The following is an 18,812-nucleotide window of genomic DNA, read 5'->3' on the forward strand; positions in this document are numbered from 1 at the left end:
GCATGTCGTGGCCGGCGCTCACCTGATCGGTAAGTACATCGTCGGCGAGTGCATCGTCGACGAGGCCGGGTCAGTCCTGCGGCTCGGCGCTGTGGTAGATGTTCTGAACGTCATCGAGATCGTTGAGGGTGGCGAGCAGCTTGTCGAGCATGGCCACGTCATCGCCGGCGACGGGGGTCGTGGTCTGCGGCAAGAACTGAATCTCGTCGGCTTCGAAATCGAGCTCACCGAAGGCCTCGGCGAGTGCCTGCTTGGTCTTGGCGTATTCGGTATGAGGGGCGAAAACGGTAATGCGATCGGTTTCGCTCTCGATGTCGGTGACATCGACATCGGCCTCCATCAAGGCTTCCAGCACCGCTTCCTCGTCGCTGCCCTCAAAGGCGAGGATCGCGCAGTGATCGAACATATGGCTGACACTGCCCGGGGTGCCGAGTTTGCTTTTGGCCTTGTTGAAGCAGGCGCGTACGTCGCCGAAGGTGCGATTGGGGTTGTCGGTCAGGCATTCGACGATGACCATGCAACTACCCGGGCCGAAGCCTTCGTAGCGCGCGAGGGAGTAGTCCTCGCCGCCACCGCCCTTGGCCTTGTCCAGTGCCTTGTCGATGACGTGCGACGGGACCTGGTCTTTCTTGGCGCGTTCGATCAAGCCACGCAGGGCGAGATTGCCTTCGGGGTCGATTCCGCCGGCTTTGGCGCAGACGTAAATCTCGCGCCCGTATTTGCTGTACACCTTGGTCTTGGCGTCGGCCGTCTTGGCCATGGATTCCTTGCGGTTCTGGAAAGCCCTACCCATGTCATGCCCTATCAAATGATTCGCAACGCACAAGATTCTACGCAACATCGCCGGTCGAGGCAGGTTTAATTTTGCGTAGCCCGCGTTTGGCCTTCGACGATACGCCGTCCCCTACAGTCGACGCTATGCTTAATGCGCGCTCACCTGTAGCTTAGGGAGTCTCTATTTGCCACCTTCATCGGAAATGCGTATGTCGATGCGATCCTTGCCAATGCCGTTTACTGCTCGCTCCATCTGGCACGTCATGCTGTTGCTGTGCCTTGCCGTCTCACTGACGGGCTGCGGTATCAACAATATTCCCACGCTCGACGAGAAAGTGAAGTCGGCCTGGTCGCAGGTCGAGAACCAGTATCAGCGGCGTGCGGACCTGGTGCCCAATTTGGTGGAAACCGTCAAAGGCTTCGCCGATCAGGAACAGGAAACGCTGACGGCCGTGATCGAAGCGCGCTCCAAGGCGACCTCGATCAACATCGACGCTGACTCGTTGGACGATCCCGAGAAGTTGAAGCAATTCCAGCAAGCTCAGGGCCAACTGACCGGGGCACTGAGTCGCCTGATGGCGGTGTCCGAACGCTATCCGGAGTTGAAGTCGAACCAGAACTTCCTGGCGCTGCAATCACAACTGGAAGGCACCGAGAATCGCATCGCCGTGGCGCGTCGCGATTTCATCCAGGCGGTCGAGCAATACAATACTGAAATTCGTACTTTCCCCGGGCGACTCTGGCATGGCCTTTTGTATAGCGACATGCCGATTCGCGAAAACTTCGAAGCGACTGCCGAGAACGCCGATCAGGCGCCTGAGGTGGAGTTCTAATGAGGCATTGCATCCGTCTGACATGCTTGATGCTGCTGTGGGCCTGTGCCCTCAGCGTTCAGGCGCAGGACATCGAGTTTCCCGAGCTGACCGGGCGCGTGGTCGATCAGGCCGATCTGCTGGATGCGTCGACTCGAGATGAGTTGAGCGGCATGCTCGCGGCGCACGAGGAAGACACCGGCGAACAGGTCGTCGTGGTCACGCTGCCCGATTTACAGGGGGCGCCGATCGAGGAATACGGCTACCAGCTGGGGCGACATTGGGGCATTGGCCAGGAAGACGAAGATAACGGCGCATTGTTGATCGTCTCCATGGAAGAGCAGGCCATCCGCATCGAGGTTGGGTATGGCCTCGAGGGTCGCCTGACCGACGCACAGTCCTCGGCGATCATCACGCAGAAGATCGCCCCGGCGTTTCGCGAAGGCGATTACGCAACCGGGATTACCCAAGGTACGGAAGCGATCATTCAGGTTCTGGGCGGCGACCCGATGGCCGATGCGCCTCCTGCCGGATCGGCGTCCGGGCAAGATAAATCGCGCGATGTCGGCGGCGCCTCGGTGGCGTTCTTCGTCATGCTGATGATCGTCATGGGCATCGTACGCGGCATCGGTGGTGGCGGACGCGGCGGGCGTCGTCGCGGACGCGGTGGCGGCTTGCTCGGCGGTATCCTGCTCGGCGGCGCCATGGGCGGCGGTTTCGGAGGCGGCGGTGGCGGCCTCGGAGGCGGCGGCTTTGGCGGCGGCGGTGGTGGTTTCGGCGGGGGCGGTGCCTCCGGTGGCTGGTAGATCAACGCAAGGGACATCACCATGGCATTATTGAGCGACAGCGAGCAGCAGCAGGTGCGCGATGCGATCACGCACATCGAGCGCGATACCGACGCCGAACTGGTGACCGTGCTCGCGCCGCAGGCCGACGATTACACTTACATCCCATTGCTCTGGGCAGGGATTCTGTCCCTGCTTATTCCGGGGGCGATCAATTACTTTCCCCAATGGTTGGGGGCCTCGGAGCTTTTGATCGTGCAGTGGGCGTGTTTCGCGGTGCTCGCAATCGTGTTTCGGCTGCCGGCGGTGACGACGCGGCTGATCCCGCGCCGCGTGCGCTTCTGGCGGGCCGCTAATCTAGCAAGGCGGCAGTTTCTCGAGCAGAACCTGCATCACACCCAGGCTGGCACCGGCATGTTGATCTTCGTCTCCGAAGCCGAGCGCTACGTGGAGATCCTGGTCGATCGCGGGATTTCCAGCCGACTCGACGACGAGACCTGGCAGAGCATCGTCTCGACCTTCACCCAGCAGGTGAAGCAAGGTCAGACGTTGCAGGGCTTTCTCTCATGTATCGAAGCATGCGGTGAGCACCTCCGAGAGCACGTGCCCGCCACTCACGAGCGCAATGAACTCCCCAATCGTCTGATCGTGCTGGAATGAAAAGCCCGACGGCACGCCTCATGGCGTGTCGTCGCCGGTTTCCCCCTCCCAGTAGGCGACCGAATCACCGCGCGACATGAATCGGGTAAGCGTTCGCTTATCGGCATCACCGCCCGGAGCGCTGCCAGTGAAAACCCCGAGCTTGTCGGAATCGGGATATTCGAGGATATCCGGCTCGCGCATCGAACTCACGGCCAGGTAGCGAAGCGATACCGGGCTGTCCGCCGATGCGATCAGTTGGTGCGCGCTTGCCTCGCCGCCCGCGGGGCAGACCACGACGTCACCAGTAGTGACGGGATATCGATCCTCTCCCATGCGCAATTCCCCTTGACCGGCGAGAACCACGAAGAGTTCGTCATTGGCGTGGTGAGCGTGATAAGGCCAGGCACGCTTGCCGGGCGGCACCTCGACTACTCGTGCTCCAAGATGCTTGGCGCCGGCAGGGCCCGCGACGGCGGCATGGGCGGCCTCGAAATGCGCGCCATGGGTGTGCCGTTCGAGCACCAGTTGATCGAGGGGGATGACCGGAGAAAGAGGCATTGGCGTGTCCTGATGAACGCAGAACAGAGCACTATGCCTCGATGGTATGGTCCCGGCAATCCCTCGTCGGGTTGATCGCAGCGCCGCCAGAGACGTACTGCCTGACAGGGTGGCCCTTGCCTCCCGGCGATTCGTCACCATCATCTAGGAAGGACCCTGCGGGGCGCGTCATGTCGGATGTATCCCGCAAGCATAGGATGACAGCACAGGAGAGCACGATGAACGTCGTCACATTACGTAGTCCGGGCGGGCTGGATAAGCTCGATATCCACGAATGCGAAGCGCCGGGTGAGCCGGGGCCTGGCGAGGTGCGCGTGCGCGTGCATGCCAGCTCGCTCAATTATCATGACTACGGTGTCGTTGCCGGCGCCATGTCGACCGAAGACGGCCGTATCCCTATGTCGGATGGGGCCGGTGTCGTCGAAGCCGTGGGTGAAGGCGTCGAGGAATTCACCGTGGGTGATCGGGTGGTATCGACGTTCTTTCCCGAGTGGCTCGAAGGGCCGGCACGCATCGGTGACTTCAGCACCACGCCCGGTGATGGCGTCGATGGCTATGCCCGTGAGCAGGTCGTGCGTCCGACGACGTGGTTTACTCACGCGCCGCGCAATTACGACCATGCCGAAGCCGCTACCCTGACCACGGCCGGGTTGACCGCTTGGCGCGCGCTGGTAGTGAATGGCAATCTCAAGGCGGGTGACACGGTGCTGGTGCTGGGCACCGGCGGTGTCTCGATCTTCGCCTTGCAGTTCGCCAAGCTGATGGGCGCCACGGTGATTGCGACCTCGTCCTCGGACGAGAAGATCGCACGGTTACGCGAACTAGGCGCCGATCACACGCTCAACTATAAGACCGAGCCGGAATGGGGCAAGCGCGTCAAGGCGCTCACCAACGGTCAGGGCGTCGATCATGTCATCGAAGTGGGTGGTCCCGCCACGCTGCCGCAATCCATCGACGCCGTGCGCATCGGCGGACACATCTCATTGATTGGCGTGCTCACCGGACGCGGCGGCGAAATTCCTACCGCCAAGCTGATGGCCAAGCAGGCGCGTCTGCAGGGCTTGATCGTGGGTAGTCGGCGCGATCAGATCGAGATGATCCGCGCCATCGACGCTAGCGACCTACACCCGGTCATCGACCGCCGGTTCGCCCTCGACGAGATCGCCGACGCGTTTCGCCATCAGGAAGCAGGGCGCCACTTCGGCAAGATCTGCCTGGAATTCTGAGTGCTAGTAAATGAGATGCTAAAATGCCGCCGGATAACTTCCGGCGGCATTTTTTTATTTCCGCGAAGCGGGCCGCAGGTCGTAGTCGAAGTACTGTTCCATCAGCTCGATGAAAGTGCCGTCGGCGTAGACGCTGTCCAGCGCTTGATTGAAAGTGGCAGCCAGGTCCTTGTCGCGTGGTCGCACGGCGATGGCGTTACCCTTGCCGAAGATCGACTCAGGACTGTTGATGCGGGGCCCGACTTGGACAAAATCGCTGTTGGTGTCATCGACGTCCAACGTATCCAAAGCGACGGGATAGTTGATGAATGCCAAATCGAGGCGCTGTGACTGTAGGTCGAGTGCCACATCTGCTGCTGTGGCATATCGCTGGATATCAAGAGTATCTGCGTAGCGCTCGGTGACATAGTTATCTTGTGTCGTCCCGCGTTGCACGCCAACGGATAAGCCTTTCAGTGTCTCCATGTCGTCGATATCGATGTCGCTGCCACGTCGCGCCACCCACACTTTGGGTGACATGGCGTAGGGGGCGGTGAAGCGTACCTGCTTCTCGCGGGCGGGGGTGATGCGCATCGACGATAAAATGGCATCGTACTTGCGCGATAGCAGTCCGGGGATGATGCCATCCCAACCTTGTACCACCCATTCGCAGTCCAGCTTGGCGCGCTGACAGAGCGCGTTGCCCAAGTCGATCTCGAAGCCTGCGAGTTCGCCGTCGGCATTGCGATATTCGAACGGTGGATAAGGTACGTCGACGGCGATGCGTACGTGCTGTCTATCCTTGTTGGAAGTGTCGCTGGCCTGTGCGGAAAGGGTGCCGGTCAGGCTAGGGGCAACAAGCAGCACGGCGATGACCAGCTTGAACGGTACGGCCACGGGTGGATGAAAGTCCAGCAAGCGGGAAGGTGACATGGGCTAATTCCTTGTTGTCATCGATGAGGTTTCGAAGCGGCCCCCGAGGGGGCCGGGTCAGGCAGGTTTCGCGGCGTGGCGCTGGCGCAGCCGATGACGAATTGCCAAGGCCACTGACACCACGGCAAGGATCAATAGCGTCAGGGAGATCGGCCGGGTGAAAAACAGTGTCCAGTTCTCGTCGGTCATCAGTGCGCGGCGCAGGTTGGTTTCGGCAATCGGACCGAGGATGACGCCGAGCACTAACGGGGCCAGAGGGTAGTCCAGCTTACTGAGAATATAGCCGAAGACTCCCACCCCTAGCAGCAGGTAGATATCAGTGACGCGGTTGTTGAGGGCGAATGCGCCGACGACACAGCACACCAGAACCACTGGGACGATAACCGAACGCGGAACGTCGGTAACACGCAGGAAGAAACGCATGCTGAACAGGCACACTACCAGCACCATGAACGCGGCGAGCAGCATGGCCATGAACATGCCATAGACCAGATCGCCGTGATCGAGAATTAGTCGCGGGCCGATGCCGATGCCGTGAACCATCAGCGAGGCCATCAGTACGGCGTCGACGGCGCTGCCAGGAATACCGAGTGCGATCATCGGAATCAACCCGCCGCCGGAGGTCGCCGAGTTGCCGGATTCCGAAGCGATCACACCCTCGGGCGTGCCGGTGCCAAACTTCTCTGGTGTTTTGGAAGCACGCTTGGCCTGGTCGTAAGCCAGCAAGTTGGCGATGCTGCCGCCAGCGCCGGGAACCGCGCCGATGAACACCCCGACCAGCGACGAACGGATCAAGTTGACCGGGTAGGTCAGCGTTTCGCGCAGCGCATCCAGTGGCTTGAAGGCTACGTTGGTAGGAATCAACTGCTTGCCGTGCTTGGTCTGTTCGGCGTCCTCGACTTCCTGGAGCAACTGGCTGACGGCGAAAATGCCGATCAGCACCACCAGGAAAGGGAAGCCGTTGGCGAGCAGGTCAAAGTCGAAGGTGAAGCGCGCCACGCCCATCATCGGGTCGGCGCCCACGGTGGCGATGAAAAGTCCCAACAGGCCGGTCATCAGCCCCTTGAGCATCGATTTTCCGACCAGGCTGGCGACCACCGTCATGGCGAAGATGATCAGCGAGAAATACTCCCAGGCACCTAGCTTGACGGCGATCATTGCTAACGGCGGAGCGGCGATGATCAGCACGATTGCGCTGACCAGGGCGCCGAAGAACGATGACCAGATCCCCAGCGCCAGGGCGCGACCTGGCTGGCCGCTGCGCGCCATGGGGAAGGCGTCGAAGGTGGTGGCCACCGACGATGGCGTGCCGGGGATACCCAACAGGGCGGCGCTGATCAGCCCGCCCGAATAGCCGCCGACATAGACAGCGAGCATGGTCGCCACGCCCTGCAGAGGGGCCATGGTGAAGGTCAGCGGTAGGGTCAGCACGATGGCCATGGTGATAGTGAAGCCGGGGATCGCCGAGGCGATGACGCCAGCGACCACGCCGAGCAGCATGGTGGCCATGGTCGGCAGCGTGAACAACTGATCCATGCCGGCGAACAGCGCTTCCGTCATATTGTGTCTCCTTTCGAAGGCAGCCGCGAAGCCGTGGTGTGTTCAGCCGAAGGGGCCGCGCGGAAGGCTGATGATGAAGACATCTCGGAACAGCCAGTCGATGCCGAACGAGAACGTCACGGCGATGATTGCGGCGATGGCCAGGCTACGGGGGCGACGCACACCAAGCGTGAGCTGGACCAGGGTTAGGAAAAGCAGCGAGGCCAGGCGAAAGCCCAGCATCGGCACGCCGACGATGTACAGGGCGAACAGCGCCAACACGCCGAGCGCCAGTCGGTGCTGCCACAGCCAGCGCGTGACAAGCCCCGCTGAGGCGCGCGGCGCACCGCGATAGCGTCGCCACTCCTGGGCCATGATGCCTAGGTTGATCACCATCAGGACGGCCAGTACCAGACGCGGAAAGCTGCCCGAACCGAGGGGTTCCCACATCGACGCGGGCAACGCCCCGGCTTGGACGAACAGCGCGCCGAACAGCACCACCAGCGCGCCGTTCAGCAGCAAATGGGCGAGCGCATTGGCGCGCCGGGTATCGGGGGCGGCGGCCCGATCTGACGATCGGGTCTGCTGCGAAGAAGACTGCGAACTCATTTGGCTAGCTTCCCGGATAGCCGTTCGATGGTCTCGTCGGTGGTCTTGAGGTAGTCAGCGAATGTCTCAGGACCTTCGAAATGTACTTGGGCGCCGGCGTTATGTACCGCCTGGATGAACTGCTCATCCTCGGAGAGTTCCCGCATGGCATCGGCGAGTACTTTGATCTTATCCTCTGGAGTACCCTTGGGAGCGATCAGGCCGCGCACGATGTTGAGGCTGAGCGAGTCGTAGCCGAGTTCCTTGAAGGTCGGCACGTCTGGTGTCTCTTCCTGACGCTCAGCGCTGCCCACCGCCAGGAAACGCAGATCGCCATTCTTGACGAACTCGCCACTCGAGGCGATATCACCAATCGCAGCGTCGATATGCCCGCCAACAAGCGCACGAATGCGAGCACCGGTGCCCTCGAAACCGACATAGCGGAACGATAGATTCGCAGCATCTTCCATCATCGCCGCGTGGACATGGGGAATCCCGCCAAGCGTCACGCCGACACGGATCTCGCCGGGATTGTCCTGGGCGTAGTCGACGAATTCGTCGAAGGTCTGCCATGGGCTATCGGCGTTGACCGTCAGATATTGTGGTGAGGCGGTCATGGCCGCGACCGGGGTGAAGTCGTCCCAGTTGAGTTGGGTCATTTGGGTATGGTTGGCGACTAGTAGCCCCTCGTGGATCTGGCCTACCGTGTAGCCGTCGGGGTCGCGCTTGGAAAGCTCTTTGAGGCCAGTGGTGCCGCTGACGCCGGGCATGTTGATGACCGGCATGGGCTGACCTAGGTACTCTTCGACATTATTGGAGATCACTCGCATCAAGGTGTCGCTGCCACCGCCCGGTGACCATGGAACGATGAATTCTACCGGCTTGTTGGGATAGTCCCCGGATTGGGCCAGTGATGCGGTGCTAGCACCTAATGCTGTACCCAGCACTAGCCCCCCGATAATTAGCTTGAAACGGAGGGAGCGGGTTGCTTGGGGCCGACCTTGGATAGTGTTGCTCTGCTGAGAAGTAAATGACATGGCTATATTGTCCTTGTTGGTCATTGTATTCATGCATTGCTTGATTACCGGCTCGTAAGAGCCTTATGGGATTCGCGCGGTATATCGCCGAATCCGCGAACGGGCAGATCCCGACGACCACTAACCGAGCAGCAGGGCGCCGTAGACGAGTCCGAAACACACGACGAACGCCGGGTGAACCCGGGTCGCCAGGAGTGATACGCCGGCCACGCCACCGATGATCGCGGTGTGCACGGCGCCGGCGGTCGTCACACTTTCGGTGAGAAATCTCCAGGTTAGATAGGCCATGAGCGTCATCACCACTGGGCGGACCCACTGGCTCATCGACTTGACCTTGATCGAGTCGCGGTAGCGATACAGCGTGCCCAGCGCGATTAGCATCAGCAGCAGCGACGGCGCGACGGTGGCGAAGGTGGCGATCAGCGATCCGGGCACGCCGGCGACGTCGTAGCCGATGTAGCCGGCCATCTTGGTAGCGATCGGGCTGGGCAGCGCGTTGCCTAGCGCCAAGGTCTCGGCGAAAGCCTGTGAACTCATCCACCCATAGCGGCCGACCACCTCGTTCTCGATCAGCGGGATGATCGCCGGGCCGCCGCCGTAACCGACGATGTTGGGGATGAAGAACGCCAGGAACAGGTGCCAATAGATCATTTGTTCGTCTCGCTGGTCGCTTGCTGCGATTCGGGGCGCAGTAACGCTGCGATCAAGATCGCGCCGATGACCAGCCCCGGGTGCACATCGAGCCAGTAGATCAGCCCACCGGCGATGGCCCCCATCACCAGCGTCACAAGCCAGCCAAGGCTGGCCCGCGACTTGGTGAAAAAATCCCAGGTCAACTTGGCCATCATCACCATGACGACGGGGACCACGCCCTGGCCCATGCCCTGCACCCAGCGCTGGTCGCCGTGACGGGCGTAGAGTCCGAGTAGCGCGATCATTGCAATGATTATTGGCCCGATTACCGCGATGACGGCATTGAGCGCGCCCAGACTGCCTCCGACTCGGTAACCGATGTAGCCGGCCATCTTGGTGGCGATTGGGCCGGGCAGTGTATTGCCGATTGCCAGCACGTCGGCGAATGCCTCGTCGTCCATCCAGGCGTGGCGTTTGACTACTTCTTGATGAACGAGAGGGATCATCGACGGGCCGCCACCGAAGCCGAACAGGCCGATGCGCAGGAAGGCCATGAATAGCTGGGCTTGAGTACGCAGCATGATCACAGTACCGCGATGCTGGCGTCGGTGCGCGGCTCGGTGCCGCCGCAGTAGATGCCGCTGTCTGGGTCGCGGATGATCATCTGCCCGCGGCCGAAGCCGCGTGGATCGTGGTCGATCTGCATGTCGTGACCGCGCTCAGCCATGGCTCGTATGAGTGGGGCCGGGTAGTCGTGCTCGATGCCGATGCGCTTGCCACCCATCCACTGCCAGCGTGGTGCGTCCAACGCGGCTTGAGGGTTGAGGCCGAAGTCGATCAGGTTCATCACTACCTGGACGTGTCCCTGGGGCTGCATGAAACCGCCCATCACGCCGAATGGCCCGAGTGGCGTGCCGTCGTCGCGGGTCAAAAAGCCGGGAATGATGGTATGGAAGGTCTTCTTGCCCGGGGCGAGAACGTTGTCGTGGCTCGGGTCGAGACTGAAATTGTGGCCGCGGTTTTGCAGTGCGATGCCGGTGCCGGGCACCACTACACCGGAGCCGAAGCCGTGATAATTGCTCTGTATGAACGACACCATATTGCCGTCGCTGTCGGCGGTCGCCAGGTAGACGGTGCCGCCGGCCTGCGGGGTGCCTGGGGTCGGCTCGAGCGCCGATTCGCCGATCAGCGCGCGGCGCTCTCGCGTATAGGCGTCGCCGAGTAGCGCCTCGACGCTATGTGTCATGGACTCGGGTTGGGTGATATAGGCCTGCCCGTCGCTGAATGCCAGTTTCATCGCCTCGAGCTGGCGGTGCAGTACCTCGGGATTGTCGCGGCTGTCGATCTCGAAGCCCTCGAGCATGCGCAGCGCCATCAGCGCGACCAGCCCCTGGCCGTTGGGCGGAATCTCCCATACTTGATGACCACGGTAGTCTGCCGCGATCGGCTTGACCCATTCCGGCTGATAACCGGCAAGATCTTCTGCACGCAGATAGCCACCGGTCTCGCGGGAGAAGGCGTCGATGCGCTCGGCCAGCTCGCCGCGATAAAAACTCTCGCTGTGGCTTGCGGCGATGGCTTCCAGGGTCTGCGCCTGGTCCTCGCAGCGGTGCCACTCGCCGGCGCGCGGGGCATGCCCGGTCGGCGCGAAGGTCTCGAACCAGCCTGCGGTAGCGGTATCCGTTAGATGTTGGCGGAAGGTCATCTCGGCGCGTTGCCACAGGCTGGCGATGACCGGTGAGACCGGAAAACCCTCTCGGGCCAGGCGGGTCGCTGGGGCGAGTAGCGTCTGAAAATCGAGCTTTCCGAAGCGCCGCGATAGTTCGGCCCATGCGGCGGGAATGCCGGGCACGGTCACCGGCGTCCAGCCGTAAAGCGGCATGGACTCGAAGCCGGCCTCGGCGACAGCCTGCGGAGTCAATGCGGCGGGGGCGGTGCCGCTGGCATTGAGACCGTGAAGTTCTCCGTTGCCTGCATTGTCGTCGGCTATCCAGACCAGCGCGAAAGCGTCACCGCCGATCCCGCAACCGGTGGGTTCGACCACGGTCAGCGCCGCCGCGGTGGCGATGGCGGCGTCCACTGCGTTGCCGCCCTGCGCGAGGATGTCACGGCCAACCTGGCTGGCCTGGGGCTGGGACGCGGCGACCATGCCGTGTTTGGCGTAGGTGGCGCTGCGTTGGGAAGCGTAGGGCGTCGCCTGGGAAAAGGGCGTCAACATGCCGTCTCCGATCGATTGTTGTGTTATAAATCGTTTTGAATAAAAAAATCGATTTTATTGAGATGACTATGGCGCGCGATTTGATTAACGTCAATATAGGATTTAGCAAAGCGTCCCCTGGACAGAGGCAAAACCTGTTTGCCGAGTCGGAAATACTCTTCGCCGGCCATCACCTTTGAACTTGATAAGAGAATCACGCCATGACCGCATCGCCATCCGCCAGTAGCGACATGGCTTCGAGCCGCATCTTCGAGACACTCAAGCAGGACTTGATTCGCGGACGTTTCGCGGCGGGTGAGAAGCTCGCCATCAGCGCCCTCAAGGACCATTACCGAGTGGGGCTCAGCCCGCTGCGTGAGGCTCTCAACCGGCTGGCGGCTTATGGCCTGCTCGAGCAGGTCAACCAGCGGGGGTTTCGAGTCCCAGCAATGGAGCTTGAGGAGCTAGATGACATCGCAGGGCTACGCGCTCAGCTTGAATGCATGGCGTTGACGCAGGCTTTTCAGGCGGGAGATTCAGAATGGGAGTCCCAGGTATTGGCGGCGCATCATCGGTTGCGCCGTGCCGACGAGCATCCTGAGCAAGTGGAGGAATGGGAGCAAGCACATCTGCGCTTTCATAGGGCGTTGCTAGCGTCGTGCGGTTCGCACTGGTTGTTACGCTTCATCGAACAATTACACGACCAGTTCGACCGCTACCGGCGCCTGGCGCCGCCCAATCCGGCGGTGCGAAAGGCGCTTGATCGCCAACATGGCGAGCTGGTCGAACTGGCACTGAGTCGAGACATTCGCGCCGCGCGGGCATTGCTCGATGATCACATCCGGCTGTCTCACAGTGTTGCCCGCGGTTGTTGCGAGTCACCGGCATCCGACGACGATACGTGAGCCGTTGGCGCCGTAGCACCACGACTCACGATTGACGTGACTTATGCCCCGCCTTGGGTGCCGTTACCGCGACCTCGTCCGCCACGACGGCGGCGCGGGCGGTTTTCGCCGCCATTGCGATCGCGGGATGCATTGCTGTTGCGTGAGTCGTTACCGCCTGAGTTGCCACCGCGACGTTGGCCGTTGTCGCGTCCGTTACCGTTGCGCTGGCCTCCACCGTTGCCACCGCGCGGCGGGCTGGTGCCCTGGCCGCTGACGAGTGCTTCGCTGGGTTCGAAGCCGGCGATGGTTTGGCGTTCCAGCGTCTGGCGGGTCAGTCGCTCGATGCCCGCGAGTTCCTTGCCTTCTTCGGGGCTGACCAGCGACACCGCGTGGCCGCTAGCACCGGCACGTCCGGTACGTCCGATACGGTGGACGTAGTCCTCGGCGACATTGGGTAGCTCGAAGTTGACCACTTGCGGGAGCTGATCGATGTCGAGGCCGCGCGCGGCGATATCGGTGGCCACCAGTACACGAATATCGCCGCTCTTGAAGCCGTCGAGGGCCTTGGTGCGCGCATTCTGGCTCTTGTTGCCGTGAATCGCAGCCGCCTCGATACCGGCGTCTTCGAGCTGGCGACTCAGGCGGTTAGCGCCATGCTTGGTACGCATGAAGACCAGCACCTGCTGCCACTGATTCTCGTGGATCAGGTGCGTGAGCAGTGCCGGCTTGCGGGTCTTGTCCACCGGGTGGATCCACTGCGTGACCGTCTCGGCGGTCGTGTTGCGCGGCGTGACCGAGATTTCTACCGGATCGTTGACCATGCCCTTGGCGAGCGTGCGGATCTCCTGCGAGAAAGTCGCCGAGAACATCAGGTTCTGACGCTTGGCGGGCAGTGCTTTGAGGATCCGACGGATATCGTGGATGAAGCCCATGTCGAGCATGCGGTCGGCTTCGTCCATCACCAGTACTTCCAGCGCATCGAAACTGACGGCCTTCTGGCTATACAGATCCAGCAGTCGACCCGGCGTTGCCACCAGGATATCGACCCCGCCGCGTAGCTTGGCGATCTGCGGGTTGACCTTCACGCCGCCGAAGACCACGGCGCTGCGCAGCGGCAGATGCTTGCCGTATGCCTCGATATTGGCGCCGATCTGGGCGGCCAGCTCGCGGGTCGGCGTGAGAATCAGCGCGCGCACTTGCTTGGCGGGCGCGCGCGTGCCGGTAGACAGGCGCTCGAGGATCGGCAGCGTGAAACCGGCGGTCTTGCCGGTGCCGGTCTGCGCGGCGGCCATGACGTCGCGTCCGTCGAGAACGGCGGGGATCGCCTTGGCTTGAATCGGTGAGGGTGTCTCGTAGCCTTGCTCGGCCACGGCATCCAGAATCGGAGCGGAAAGCCCCAAGGAGGTAAAGCTCATGAAGTCGTCTCGGTGGCTGCGAAGTGGGCCAGAGTAGGCGGGCAGCGGGCGTGCAGCTTACCGGATATGAACCAGGCTTGCCACTTTAGGCGTATAGCGCAGGCGCTTCTCAAGCCGTGTTCAGTACCCAGGCACGGAATGCGCGCATGGGCTCGGTCAGGTGGCGATGTTGCGGGGTGAGCAGTGACAGACACCCCCGACTGGGCAGCGTATGCGGCAGTGCTTGCACCAAGTTGCGCTGTGCCAGGTCCGCGGCGAGCAGTCGCGTCCACCCCAGGGTCACGCCTTGGCCGGCCAGGGTCGCGTTCATGAGCAACTGGAAACTGTTGGCGCGCAGGCTGTGCTCCGGCGTGCGCCAGGCCAGGTTCTGGGCCTGATACCAGCCTTCCCAGGTTAGCCAGTCATGATAATGATCTTCGACGACCATCAACGTGTGACGAGCGAGCAGGTCATCGGCATCGCGGATGTCATCATGACGAGCCAGGTAGGCCGGGCTGCATACCGCGGCGACCTCCTCGTGGGAGAAGATCGCCTCGGCGTCGAGGCCGGTGGGGTCGACCTCGTGAGGAACGTGATAGTAGATGCCCAGATCGAACTCGGCGAGGTCCAGGCGGTGAGGGTCCTCGACCGTCAGGATGCGGATCTCGATATGCGGATGCGCACGCTGGAAGTCGGGAAGCTGCCGCGCCAGCCAGATCGAGGCAATGGTGGGGCTGGAGGCCAACGTGAGCTGACGGTCGTCGCCGCGACGCCGCAGGCGCGCCGTTTCGTCGCGCAGGTCACGCAACAGGCGCTGCACCACGCGAAAGTAGTGTTCGCCGGCGGGCGTTAAACGTAGGCCTTCGTAATGACGTTCGAACAGTGGCCGACCCAGGTCGTCCTCGAGCCGCTTGATCTGGCGGCTGACCGCGCTCTGGGTCAGGTGCAGTTCGCTGCCGGCCTGCGTGAAACTGGCATGTCGCGCGGCCGCCTCGAAGGCACGCAAGCACGCCAACGGTGGTAACGCATCACGGGAAGACATAGACGTATCCGGGGCCATGAAACGACCCCGGAGCATAACATGCACGCCGCCGGTCAGATGGCCGTGCGTGGAATCTCGCGCTGCCATGACTTCTCGCTGACCAGTGTCTCGCCCTCGTGGGCGATTTGCTCGGCGCTGAGGTAGAAGGTGTCTGTGTCGCAATGCAGGTGATAGCGACTGGTCACCTCGACGGCGAACTGACCGTCGCCTTCATCGCGGCTGGCACGATAGACCCATTCGATATCGGCACGTGTCCGTGTGGCGTCGGTCGGGTGACTGCTGTAGACCTCTTTTGCTTTTTGCTCGACACGTAAGCCGTGATCCTCGAAGCGAATGTCGCCCATGTCGTCTTCCACGGTTACGGTTACCTCGCCACTGCCGACGTCTTCGCTGAGAGTGCGCTTGGGTTGTCCACCGCGAAGCGTTTCGACGCGACACGGCGCGGCGCTCTCCGGTGCTTCGAATGGCATCGAGATGTAAGCCGCTTTTGAACATGGCAGCTCGAGTGTCGGCATGCCCGACTGAAGCGTCAGGTCAGCGCGCTTTTGGGGCGACCACACAAGCGGAAAACTGGCGCTGGAGAGCGCCACGCGCAGGCGGTGTCCCGGGGGGAGGCGATAGCCGATCAGATCCAGCGGTACGCGAACGTCCATCGGCTCGCCCGGTACCGGTGGCGTAATCGTGCCCGGGTCATCGCGTAGATTGAGATTGAGTGTGCCGTAGGTGATCAGCGCGCTCTCGCCGCTGGGGGCCACGTCGCACAAGCGCACGTGCAGTTGGCCGCACGCTGCGGTGCTGGTGACCGACACCGCAAGTCTCGGTTGGCCGAGAATGTCGAGCCCCTCGAGGTACGGGGCGGAATCGAAGGTCAGCGACAGGCCATCGTCACGACGCTGGTCCGGCGGAAAGTCGGCGCCGAACCACAGTGGAATGTATTCGCCCTGCAGCGCGCCGGCGGTCAATGGCGAGGCGATCTGCCGATCGTTGCTCAAGCGGCCGTTGGCCGCCAATCCCTGGTCGCCGAGCACCAGGGATTGCGTCTCGACCTCGTCACTGGGCGCGGGCCAGCCGTGGGTACGGACCCACTTCCCCGGGCGCTCGAGGTACTTCGGCGCGGGCGGCACGCCATCCTGCAGATAGAAGGTGCACGCGGGCTCGTCCATGATGCCGGTGTCGGTATCCTTGAGCCAGTAGTCCCACCAGCGCAGCGCCTCCTGCAGAAAGCCGATGGCCGGGTCGGGGATCGCAAAGTGCGGGTACTTGTGCATCCACGGCCCGATCAGCGCCTTCTTGGGGCACGACAGGTGCTCCATCATTCGCGGAATGGCGTCGATGTACGAATCCGCCCAGCCGCTGACCATATAGACAGCCGCTTCGATGCCGCCTAGCGCTTGGTGATAGCCCTCGCAGATCGAACCATGTTTCCAGTAGTCGTCACGATGCTGATGCTCGAGCCAGGTGTCCGCCAGCAGCGGCATGTTGTCGAGGCGATGCTTCCACATCTCGCGCCATCGATCGCCGACCAGCGCCGGGTCGGGCACGGCGGCGGAGAAGCTCAGCATGGTCGCCGCCCAGCCGAGGTTCTCCAGCAGCATGTTGCCGCCCTTGTAGTGGATGTCATCGGCGTAGCGGTCGTCGGTGGAGCACAGCGTGATGATCGCCTTGAGCGGTTCGGGACGCAGCGCGGCGAGTTGCAGGCTGTTGAAGCCGCCCCAGGAGATGCCCATCATTCCGAGCTTGCCGTCGCACCAGGGCTGGCCGGCGATCCAGTCGATCACCTCCAGCGCATCACGCTGTTCCTGGGGAGCATACTCGTCCTCCATCAGCCCATCGGACTCGCCATTGCCGCGCATATCGACCCGGATGCAGGCGTAACCGTGGCCGGCGAACCAGGGGTGGGTCAGCTCGTCGCGCACCGCCGTGCCGTCGCGTTTGCGATAGGGCAGGTATTCGAGGATCGCCGGCACTGGCTTCGACTCGGCATCCTCGGGCAACCAGATACGGGCCGCTAGCCGCGTGCCATCGGCGAGCACGATCCATTGGTTCTCGATCTCGCGCACGCGGTGTGGAAAGTCGTGCTTGATGTTCATGCGTCGTCCTTGGAAGCGTGAGAAGAAGAAGGCGGTCTCGCGAGGCGCTCGGGGTGTTTCAGCCAACGCCATAGCGAACCCGTGGCGAGTAGCACGACGATCAGCGCGGGCAGACCGCCGAGATTGGAGAGCATCTTGATACCGTCGATCCCCACGAAACTGACCATGACCCAGGACACGATGCCGACGATGACGCCCCATAGGACCTTCATCGACACGCCGGTGTTGAGATCCGAGTCGGCGGTCAGACCGCGTGTGCAAAGGTTGCCGATGGCATCGGTTTGCGAGTCCGCCGCCGTGACGTAGGAGATGTAGGCGATGAACAGCAGCAAGGGAATCCAGACACCAGCGAACGGCATTTGCCGGAAGAGTTCATAGAGCACGTTCTCCACGCCGCGATCGTTGAGAATGGCATGCAGGTCGATACCGGTATGGGCCTGAAAATAAAGCGCCGCGCCGGAGAAGATGATGACCCAAGCGGAGGCGAAAAGGGCTGGGTAGAACAGATTGACCCGCAGGAATTCGCGTACCGTGTAGCCGCGTGAAATCTTGCCCAGGAACAGCGCCGCCATGGGCGCCCAGGCGAACCATACCGCCCAGTAGAAGATCGACCACCACTGTGGCCACTGGTCCTCGCCGGCGGCGCCGGTGAACAGGCTCTTGGTGAAGAAGTTGTCGAGATAGACGCCGAAGGATTCCACGCCCAGCGAGAGCATGAAGCTCGTCGGCCCCACCACGAAGATGAACACGCCCAGAATCAACAGCAATATAGCGTTCAGCGACGATAGCCGTGCGATGCCTTTCTGAAGACCGCTAGCCGCCGAGATCACGAAGGTCACCACGATCAGGGCGATGACCACGCCCAGGCGCAGGGGGCTGGTCTCGCCGCCCAGGTACTGGCCCGCGCCGCCGGCCAGCGTCAGCGCGCCGGTGCCCAGCGATGAGGCCATGCCGGCCACCAGAGCGTAGAGCGACACGGCGTCGATCAAACCGCCGAAGCGCTTGACCTTGGGCCCGAAGAGCGGTTCCAGCATGCTCGAGATCGAGAAGCGCAGGCGCAGATTGTAGAAGGCCAGCGCAAAGATCAGCGCGGGAACGGCATAGATGGCGTAGGGCGTGAACGACCAGTGCAGGAACATGGTCGACATCGCGAACAGCATGGCATCGCTGGAACCGGCTTCTAAACCTAGCGACTCGGGCGGCCCCATGAAGTGATAAAGCGGTTCGGCGGTGGTCCAGAACAACACCCCCACGGCCAGCGTGGTGCACAAGGTGATCGAGAACCAGCGCAGCCGCGACAGCATGGGCGTTGCCTGCTCGCCGCCGATACGTAGTTGACCCAGCGGCGAGAAATAAACGATGACGGCCAGCACCAGCAGGTACAGGCTCCCCAGGCTGAATAGCCACGCAAAGTTATCCAGGATGGCATCGTTGAGGGCGCTGGCGGTGGCCAGGAAGGCATCGAGATTGACGTAGCTGGCGATCACCGCCGCCAGTAGCACCAGGAAGGTTGGCCAGAAAACCAAGGGCCGTAGCGATGTTTGCATCACCCAGTCTCCGTTTGTCGTTATCGTGTGGCGCCATGCGCCGATAGCATGGCATGCCACTCTACCGGCACACGGGACGCTACGCTCAAACGCTACTTGGTAATGGGGGTATGCATATGACGCATGGCATGCGCGCCATGGCGACGTGC

At 62.2% G+C, this 18,812-nt stretch carries 18 protein-coding genes; 5 read left to right on the forward strand and 13 right to left on the reverse strand.

All coding sequences use genetic code 11. The features are described 5' to 3' along the window. Positions 1–70 precede the first annotated feature (70 nt). Positions 71–793, reverse strand: coding sequence for a YebC/PmpR family DNA-binding transcriptional regulator (locus KZO83_RS01405; protein ID WP_040244995.1), 723 nt, complete (start codon positions 791–793; stop codon positions 71–73). 190 nt (positions 794–983) lie between these two features. On the opposite strand from KZO83_RS01405, the gene KZO83_RS01410 reads away from it, so the two are divergent. The 3 genes from KZO83_RS01410 to KZO83_RS01420 are packed head-to-tail and all read left to right on the forward strand — an operon-like array spanning position 984 to position 3,031. Continuing rightward, positions 984–1,607, forward strand: coding sequence for a LemA family protein (locus tag KZO83_RS01410; RefSeq protein WP_371399745.1), 624 nt, complete (start codon positions 984–986; stop codon positions 1,605–1,607). After that, positions 1,607–2,392, forward strand: coding sequence for a TPM domain-containing protein (locus tag KZO83_RS01415; RefSeq protein ID WP_247619502.1), 786 nt, complete (start codon positions 1,607–1,609; stop codon positions 2,390–2,392). The genes KZO83_RS01410 and KZO83_RS01415 overlap by 1 nt, the downstream gene beginning before the upstream one ends. 21 nt (positions 2,393–2,413) lie before the next feature. Further along, on the forward strand, positions 2,414–3,031 hold the full coding sequence (locus tag KZO83_RS01420) for a TPM domain-containing protein (RefSeq protein ID WP_178997578.1): 618 nt from the start codon (positions 2,414–2,416) through the stop codon (positions 3,029–3,031). 18 nt (positions 3,032–3,049) lie between these two features. Here KZO83_RS01420 and KZO83_RS01425 read toward each other — a convergent pair whose 3' ends face one another. Then, entirely contained in the window at positions 3,050–3,571 is a 522-nt protein-coding gene (locus tag KZO83_RS01425) for a cupin domain-containing protein (protein WP_246924269.1), read from the reverse strand. A 218-nt stretch (positions 3,572–3,789) separates the two neighbouring features. Here KZO83_RS01425 and KZO83_RS01430 point away from each other — a divergent pair, with 218 nt between their 5' ends. Beyond that, positions 3,790–4,797 carry a zinc-dependent alcohol dehydrogenase family protein gene (locus KZO83_RS01430; RefSeq protein WP_247619503.1) on the forward strand — a complete coding sequence of 336 codons (1,008 nt, stop codon included), beginning with the start codon at positions 3,790–3,792 and terminating at the stop codon, positions 4,795–4,797. Between the two features lie 54 nt (positions 4,798–4,851). Here KZO83_RS01430 and KZO83_RS01435 read toward each other — a convergent pair whose 3' ends face one another. The 7 genes from KZO83_RS01435 to KZO83_RS01465 form a co-directional block, all read right to left on the reverse strand. Beyond that, on the reverse strand, positions 4,852–5,709 hold the full coding sequence (locus KZO83_RS01435) for a transporter substrate-binding domain-containing protein (protein WP_247619504.1): 858 nt from the start codon (positions 5,707–5,709) through the stop codon (positions 4,852–4,854). Positions 5,710–5,766: 57 nt separating this feature from the next. Next, positions 5,767–7,269: a tripartite tricarboxylate transporter permease gene (locus tag KZO83_RS01440; RefSeq protein ID WP_246895470.1), complete on the reverse strand. Its 1,503-nt coding sequence runs from the start codon at positions 7,267–7,269 to the stop codon at positions 5,767–5,769. Between the two features lie 42 nt (positions 7,270–7,311). Continuing rightward, positions 7,312–7,857 (reverse strand): tripartite tricarboxylate transporter TctB family protein, encoded by a 546-nt coding sequence (locus tag KZO83_RS01445; RefSeq protein WP_247619505.1) that lies wholly within the window; start codon positions 7,855–7,857, stop codon positions 7,312–7,314. Beyond that, positions 7,854–8,873, reverse strand: a complete 1,020-nt coding sequence (locus tag KZO83_RS01450) for a Bug family tripartite tricarboxylate transporter substrate binding protein (RefSeq protein ID WP_247619506.1) — start codon at positions 8,871–8,873, stop codon at positions 7,854–7,856. The genes KZO83_RS01445 and KZO83_RS01450 overlap by 4 nt, the downstream gene beginning before the upstream one ends. A gap of 120 nt (positions 8,874–8,993) precedes the next feature. Further along, positions 8,994–9,524, reverse strand: a complete 531-nt coding sequence (locus KZO83_RS01455) for a chromate transporter (protein WP_040244989.1) — start codon at positions 9,522–9,524, stop codon at positions 8,994–8,996. Beyond that, positions 9,521–10,087, reverse strand: coding sequence for a chromate transporter (locus KZO83_RS01460; RefSeq protein WP_040244987.1), 567 nt, complete (start codon positions 10,085–10,087; stop codon positions 9,521–9,523). Before KZO83_RS01460 ends, KZO83_RS01455 begins: the two co-directional genes overlap by 4 nt. Before the next feature lie 2 nt (positions 10,088–10,089). Then, entirely contained in the window at positions 10,090–11,724 is a 1,635-nt protein-coding gene (locus KZO83_RS01465) for a gamma-glutamyltransferase family protein (protein ID WP_247619507.1), read from the reverse strand. Between the two features lie 200 nt (positions 11,725–11,924). Between KZO83_RS01465 and KZO83_RS01470 the strand changes: the two genes are divergently transcribed. Then, positions 11,925–12,608 (forward strand): GntR family transcriptional regulator, encoded by a 684-nt coding sequence (locus tag KZO83_RS01470; RefSeq protein WP_247619508.1) that lies wholly within the window; start codon positions 11,925–11,927, stop codon positions 12,606–12,608. Positions 12,609–12,649: 41 nt separating this feature from the next. Here KZO83_RS01470 and KZO83_RS01475 read toward each other — a convergent pair whose 3' ends face one another. From KZO83_RS01475 to KZO83_RS01490, 4 genes are all read right to left on the reverse strand, one after another. Further along, positions 12,650–14,005 (reverse strand): DEAD/DEAH box helicase, encoded by a 1,356-nt coding sequence (locus KZO83_RS01475; RefSeq protein WP_247619509.1) that lies wholly within the window; start codon positions 14,003–14,005, stop codon positions 12,650–12,652. Between the two features lie 109 nt (positions 14,006–14,114). After that, positions 14,115–15,026 (reverse strand): LysR substrate-binding domain-containing protein, encoded by a 912-nt coding sequence (locus tag KZO83_RS01480; RefSeq protein ID WP_247619510.1) that lies wholly within the window; start codon positions 15,024–15,026, stop codon positions 14,115–14,117. A 53-nt stretch (positions 15,027–15,079) separates the two neighbouring features. Continuing rightward, positions 15,080–17,116 carry a CocE/NonD family hydrolase gene (locus KZO83_RS01485; RefSeq protein ID WP_247619511.1) on the reverse strand — a complete coding sequence of 679 codons (2,037 nt, stop codon included), beginning with the start codon at positions 17,114–17,116 and terminating at the stop codon, positions 15,080–15,082. Further along, entirely contained in the window at positions 17,113–18,663 is a 1,551-nt protein-coding gene (locus KZO83_RS01490) for a BCCT family transporter (RefSeq protein WP_247619512.1), read from the reverse strand. The genes KZO83_RS01485 and KZO83_RS01490 overlap by 4 nt, the downstream gene beginning before the upstream one ends. Positions 18,664–18,812 lie beyond the last annotated feature (149 nt).

It is taken from the genome of Chromohalobacter moromii, from assembly GCF_023091865.1.
Taxonomy (GTDB): Bacteria; Pseudomonadota; Gammaproteobacteria; order Pseudomonadales; family Halomonadaceae; genus Chromohalobacter; species Chromohalobacter moromii.

Excerpts from the sequence above, each read along its gene's own strand:
- KZO83_RS01450 (WP_247619506.1), bottom strand. The coding sequence starts at position 8,873 with ATGTCATTTACTTCTCAGCAGAGCAACACTATCCAAGGTCGGCCCCAA.
- KZO83_RS01405 (WP_040244995.1), bottom strand. The coding sequence starts at position 793 with ATGGGTAGGGCTTTCCAGAACCGCAAGGAATCCATGGCCAAGACGGCC.
- KZO83_RS01455 (WP_040244989.1), bottom strand. The coding sequence starts at position 9,524 with ATGATCTATTGGCACCTGTTCCTGGCGTTCTTCATCCCCAACATCGTC.
- KZO83_RS01435 (WP_247619504.1), bottom strand. The coding sequence starts at position 5,709 with ATGTCACCTTCCCGCTTGCTGGACTTTCATCCACCCGTGGCCGTACCG.
- KZO83_RS01430 (WP_247619503.1), top strand. The coding sequence starts at position 3,790 with ATGAACGTCGTCACATTACGTAGTCCGGGCGGGCTGGATAAGCTCGAT.
- KZO83_RS01460 (WP_040244987.1), bottom strand. The coding sequence starts at position 10,087 with ATGCTGCGTACTCAAGCCCAGCTATTCATGGCCTTCCTGCGCATCGGC.
- KZO83_RS01415 (WP_247619502.1), top strand. The coding sequence starts at position 1,607 with ATGAGGCATTGCATCCGTCTGACATGCTTGATGCTGCTGTGGGCCTGT.
- KZO83_RS01485 (WP_247619511.1), bottom strand. The coding sequence starts at position 17,116 with ATGAACATCAAGCACGACTTTCCACACCGCGTGCGCGAGATCGAGAAC.
- KZO83_RS01420 (WP_178997578.1), top strand. The coding sequence starts at position 2,414 with ATGGCATTATTGAGCGACAGCGAGCAGCAGCAGGTGCGCGATGCGATC.
- KZO83_RS01440 (WP_246895470.1), bottom strand. The coding sequence starts at position 7,269 with ATGACGGAAGCGCTGTTCGCCGGCATGGATCAGTTGTTCACGCTGCCG.
- KZO83_RS01445 (WP_247619505.1), bottom strand. The coding sequence starts at position 7,857 with ATGAGTTCGCAGTCTTCTTCGCAGCAGACCCGATCGTCAGATCGGGCC.
- KZO83_RS01470 (WP_247619508.1), top strand. The coding sequence starts at position 11,925 with ATGACCGCATCGCCATCCGCCAGTAGCGACATGGCTTCGAGCCGCATC.
- KZO83_RS01465 (WP_247619507.1), bottom strand. The coding sequence starts at position 11,724 with ATGTTGACGCCCTTTTCCCAGGCGACGCCCTACGCTTCCCAACGCAGC.
- KZO83_RS01425 (WP_246924269.1), bottom strand. The coding sequence starts at position 3,571 with ATGCCTCTTTCTCCGGTCATCCCCCTCGATCAACTGGTGCTCGAACGG.
- KZO83_RS01480 (WP_247619510.1), bottom strand. The coding sequence starts at position 15,026 with ATGTCTTCCCGTGATGCGTTACCACCGTTGGCGTGCTTGCGTGCCTTC.
- KZO83_RS01490 (WP_247619512.1), bottom strand. The coding sequence starts at position 18,663 with ATGCAAACATCGCTACGGCCCTTGGTTTTCTGGCCAACCTTCCTGGTG.
- KZO83_RS01410 (WP_371399745.1), top strand. The coding sequence starts at position 984 with ATGTCGATGCGATCCTTGCCAATGCCGTTTACTGCTCGCTCCATCTGG.
- KZO83_RS01475 (WP_247619509.1), bottom strand. The coding sequence starts at position 14,005 with ATGAGCTTTACCTCCTTGGGGCTTTCCGCTCCGATTCTGGATGCCGTG.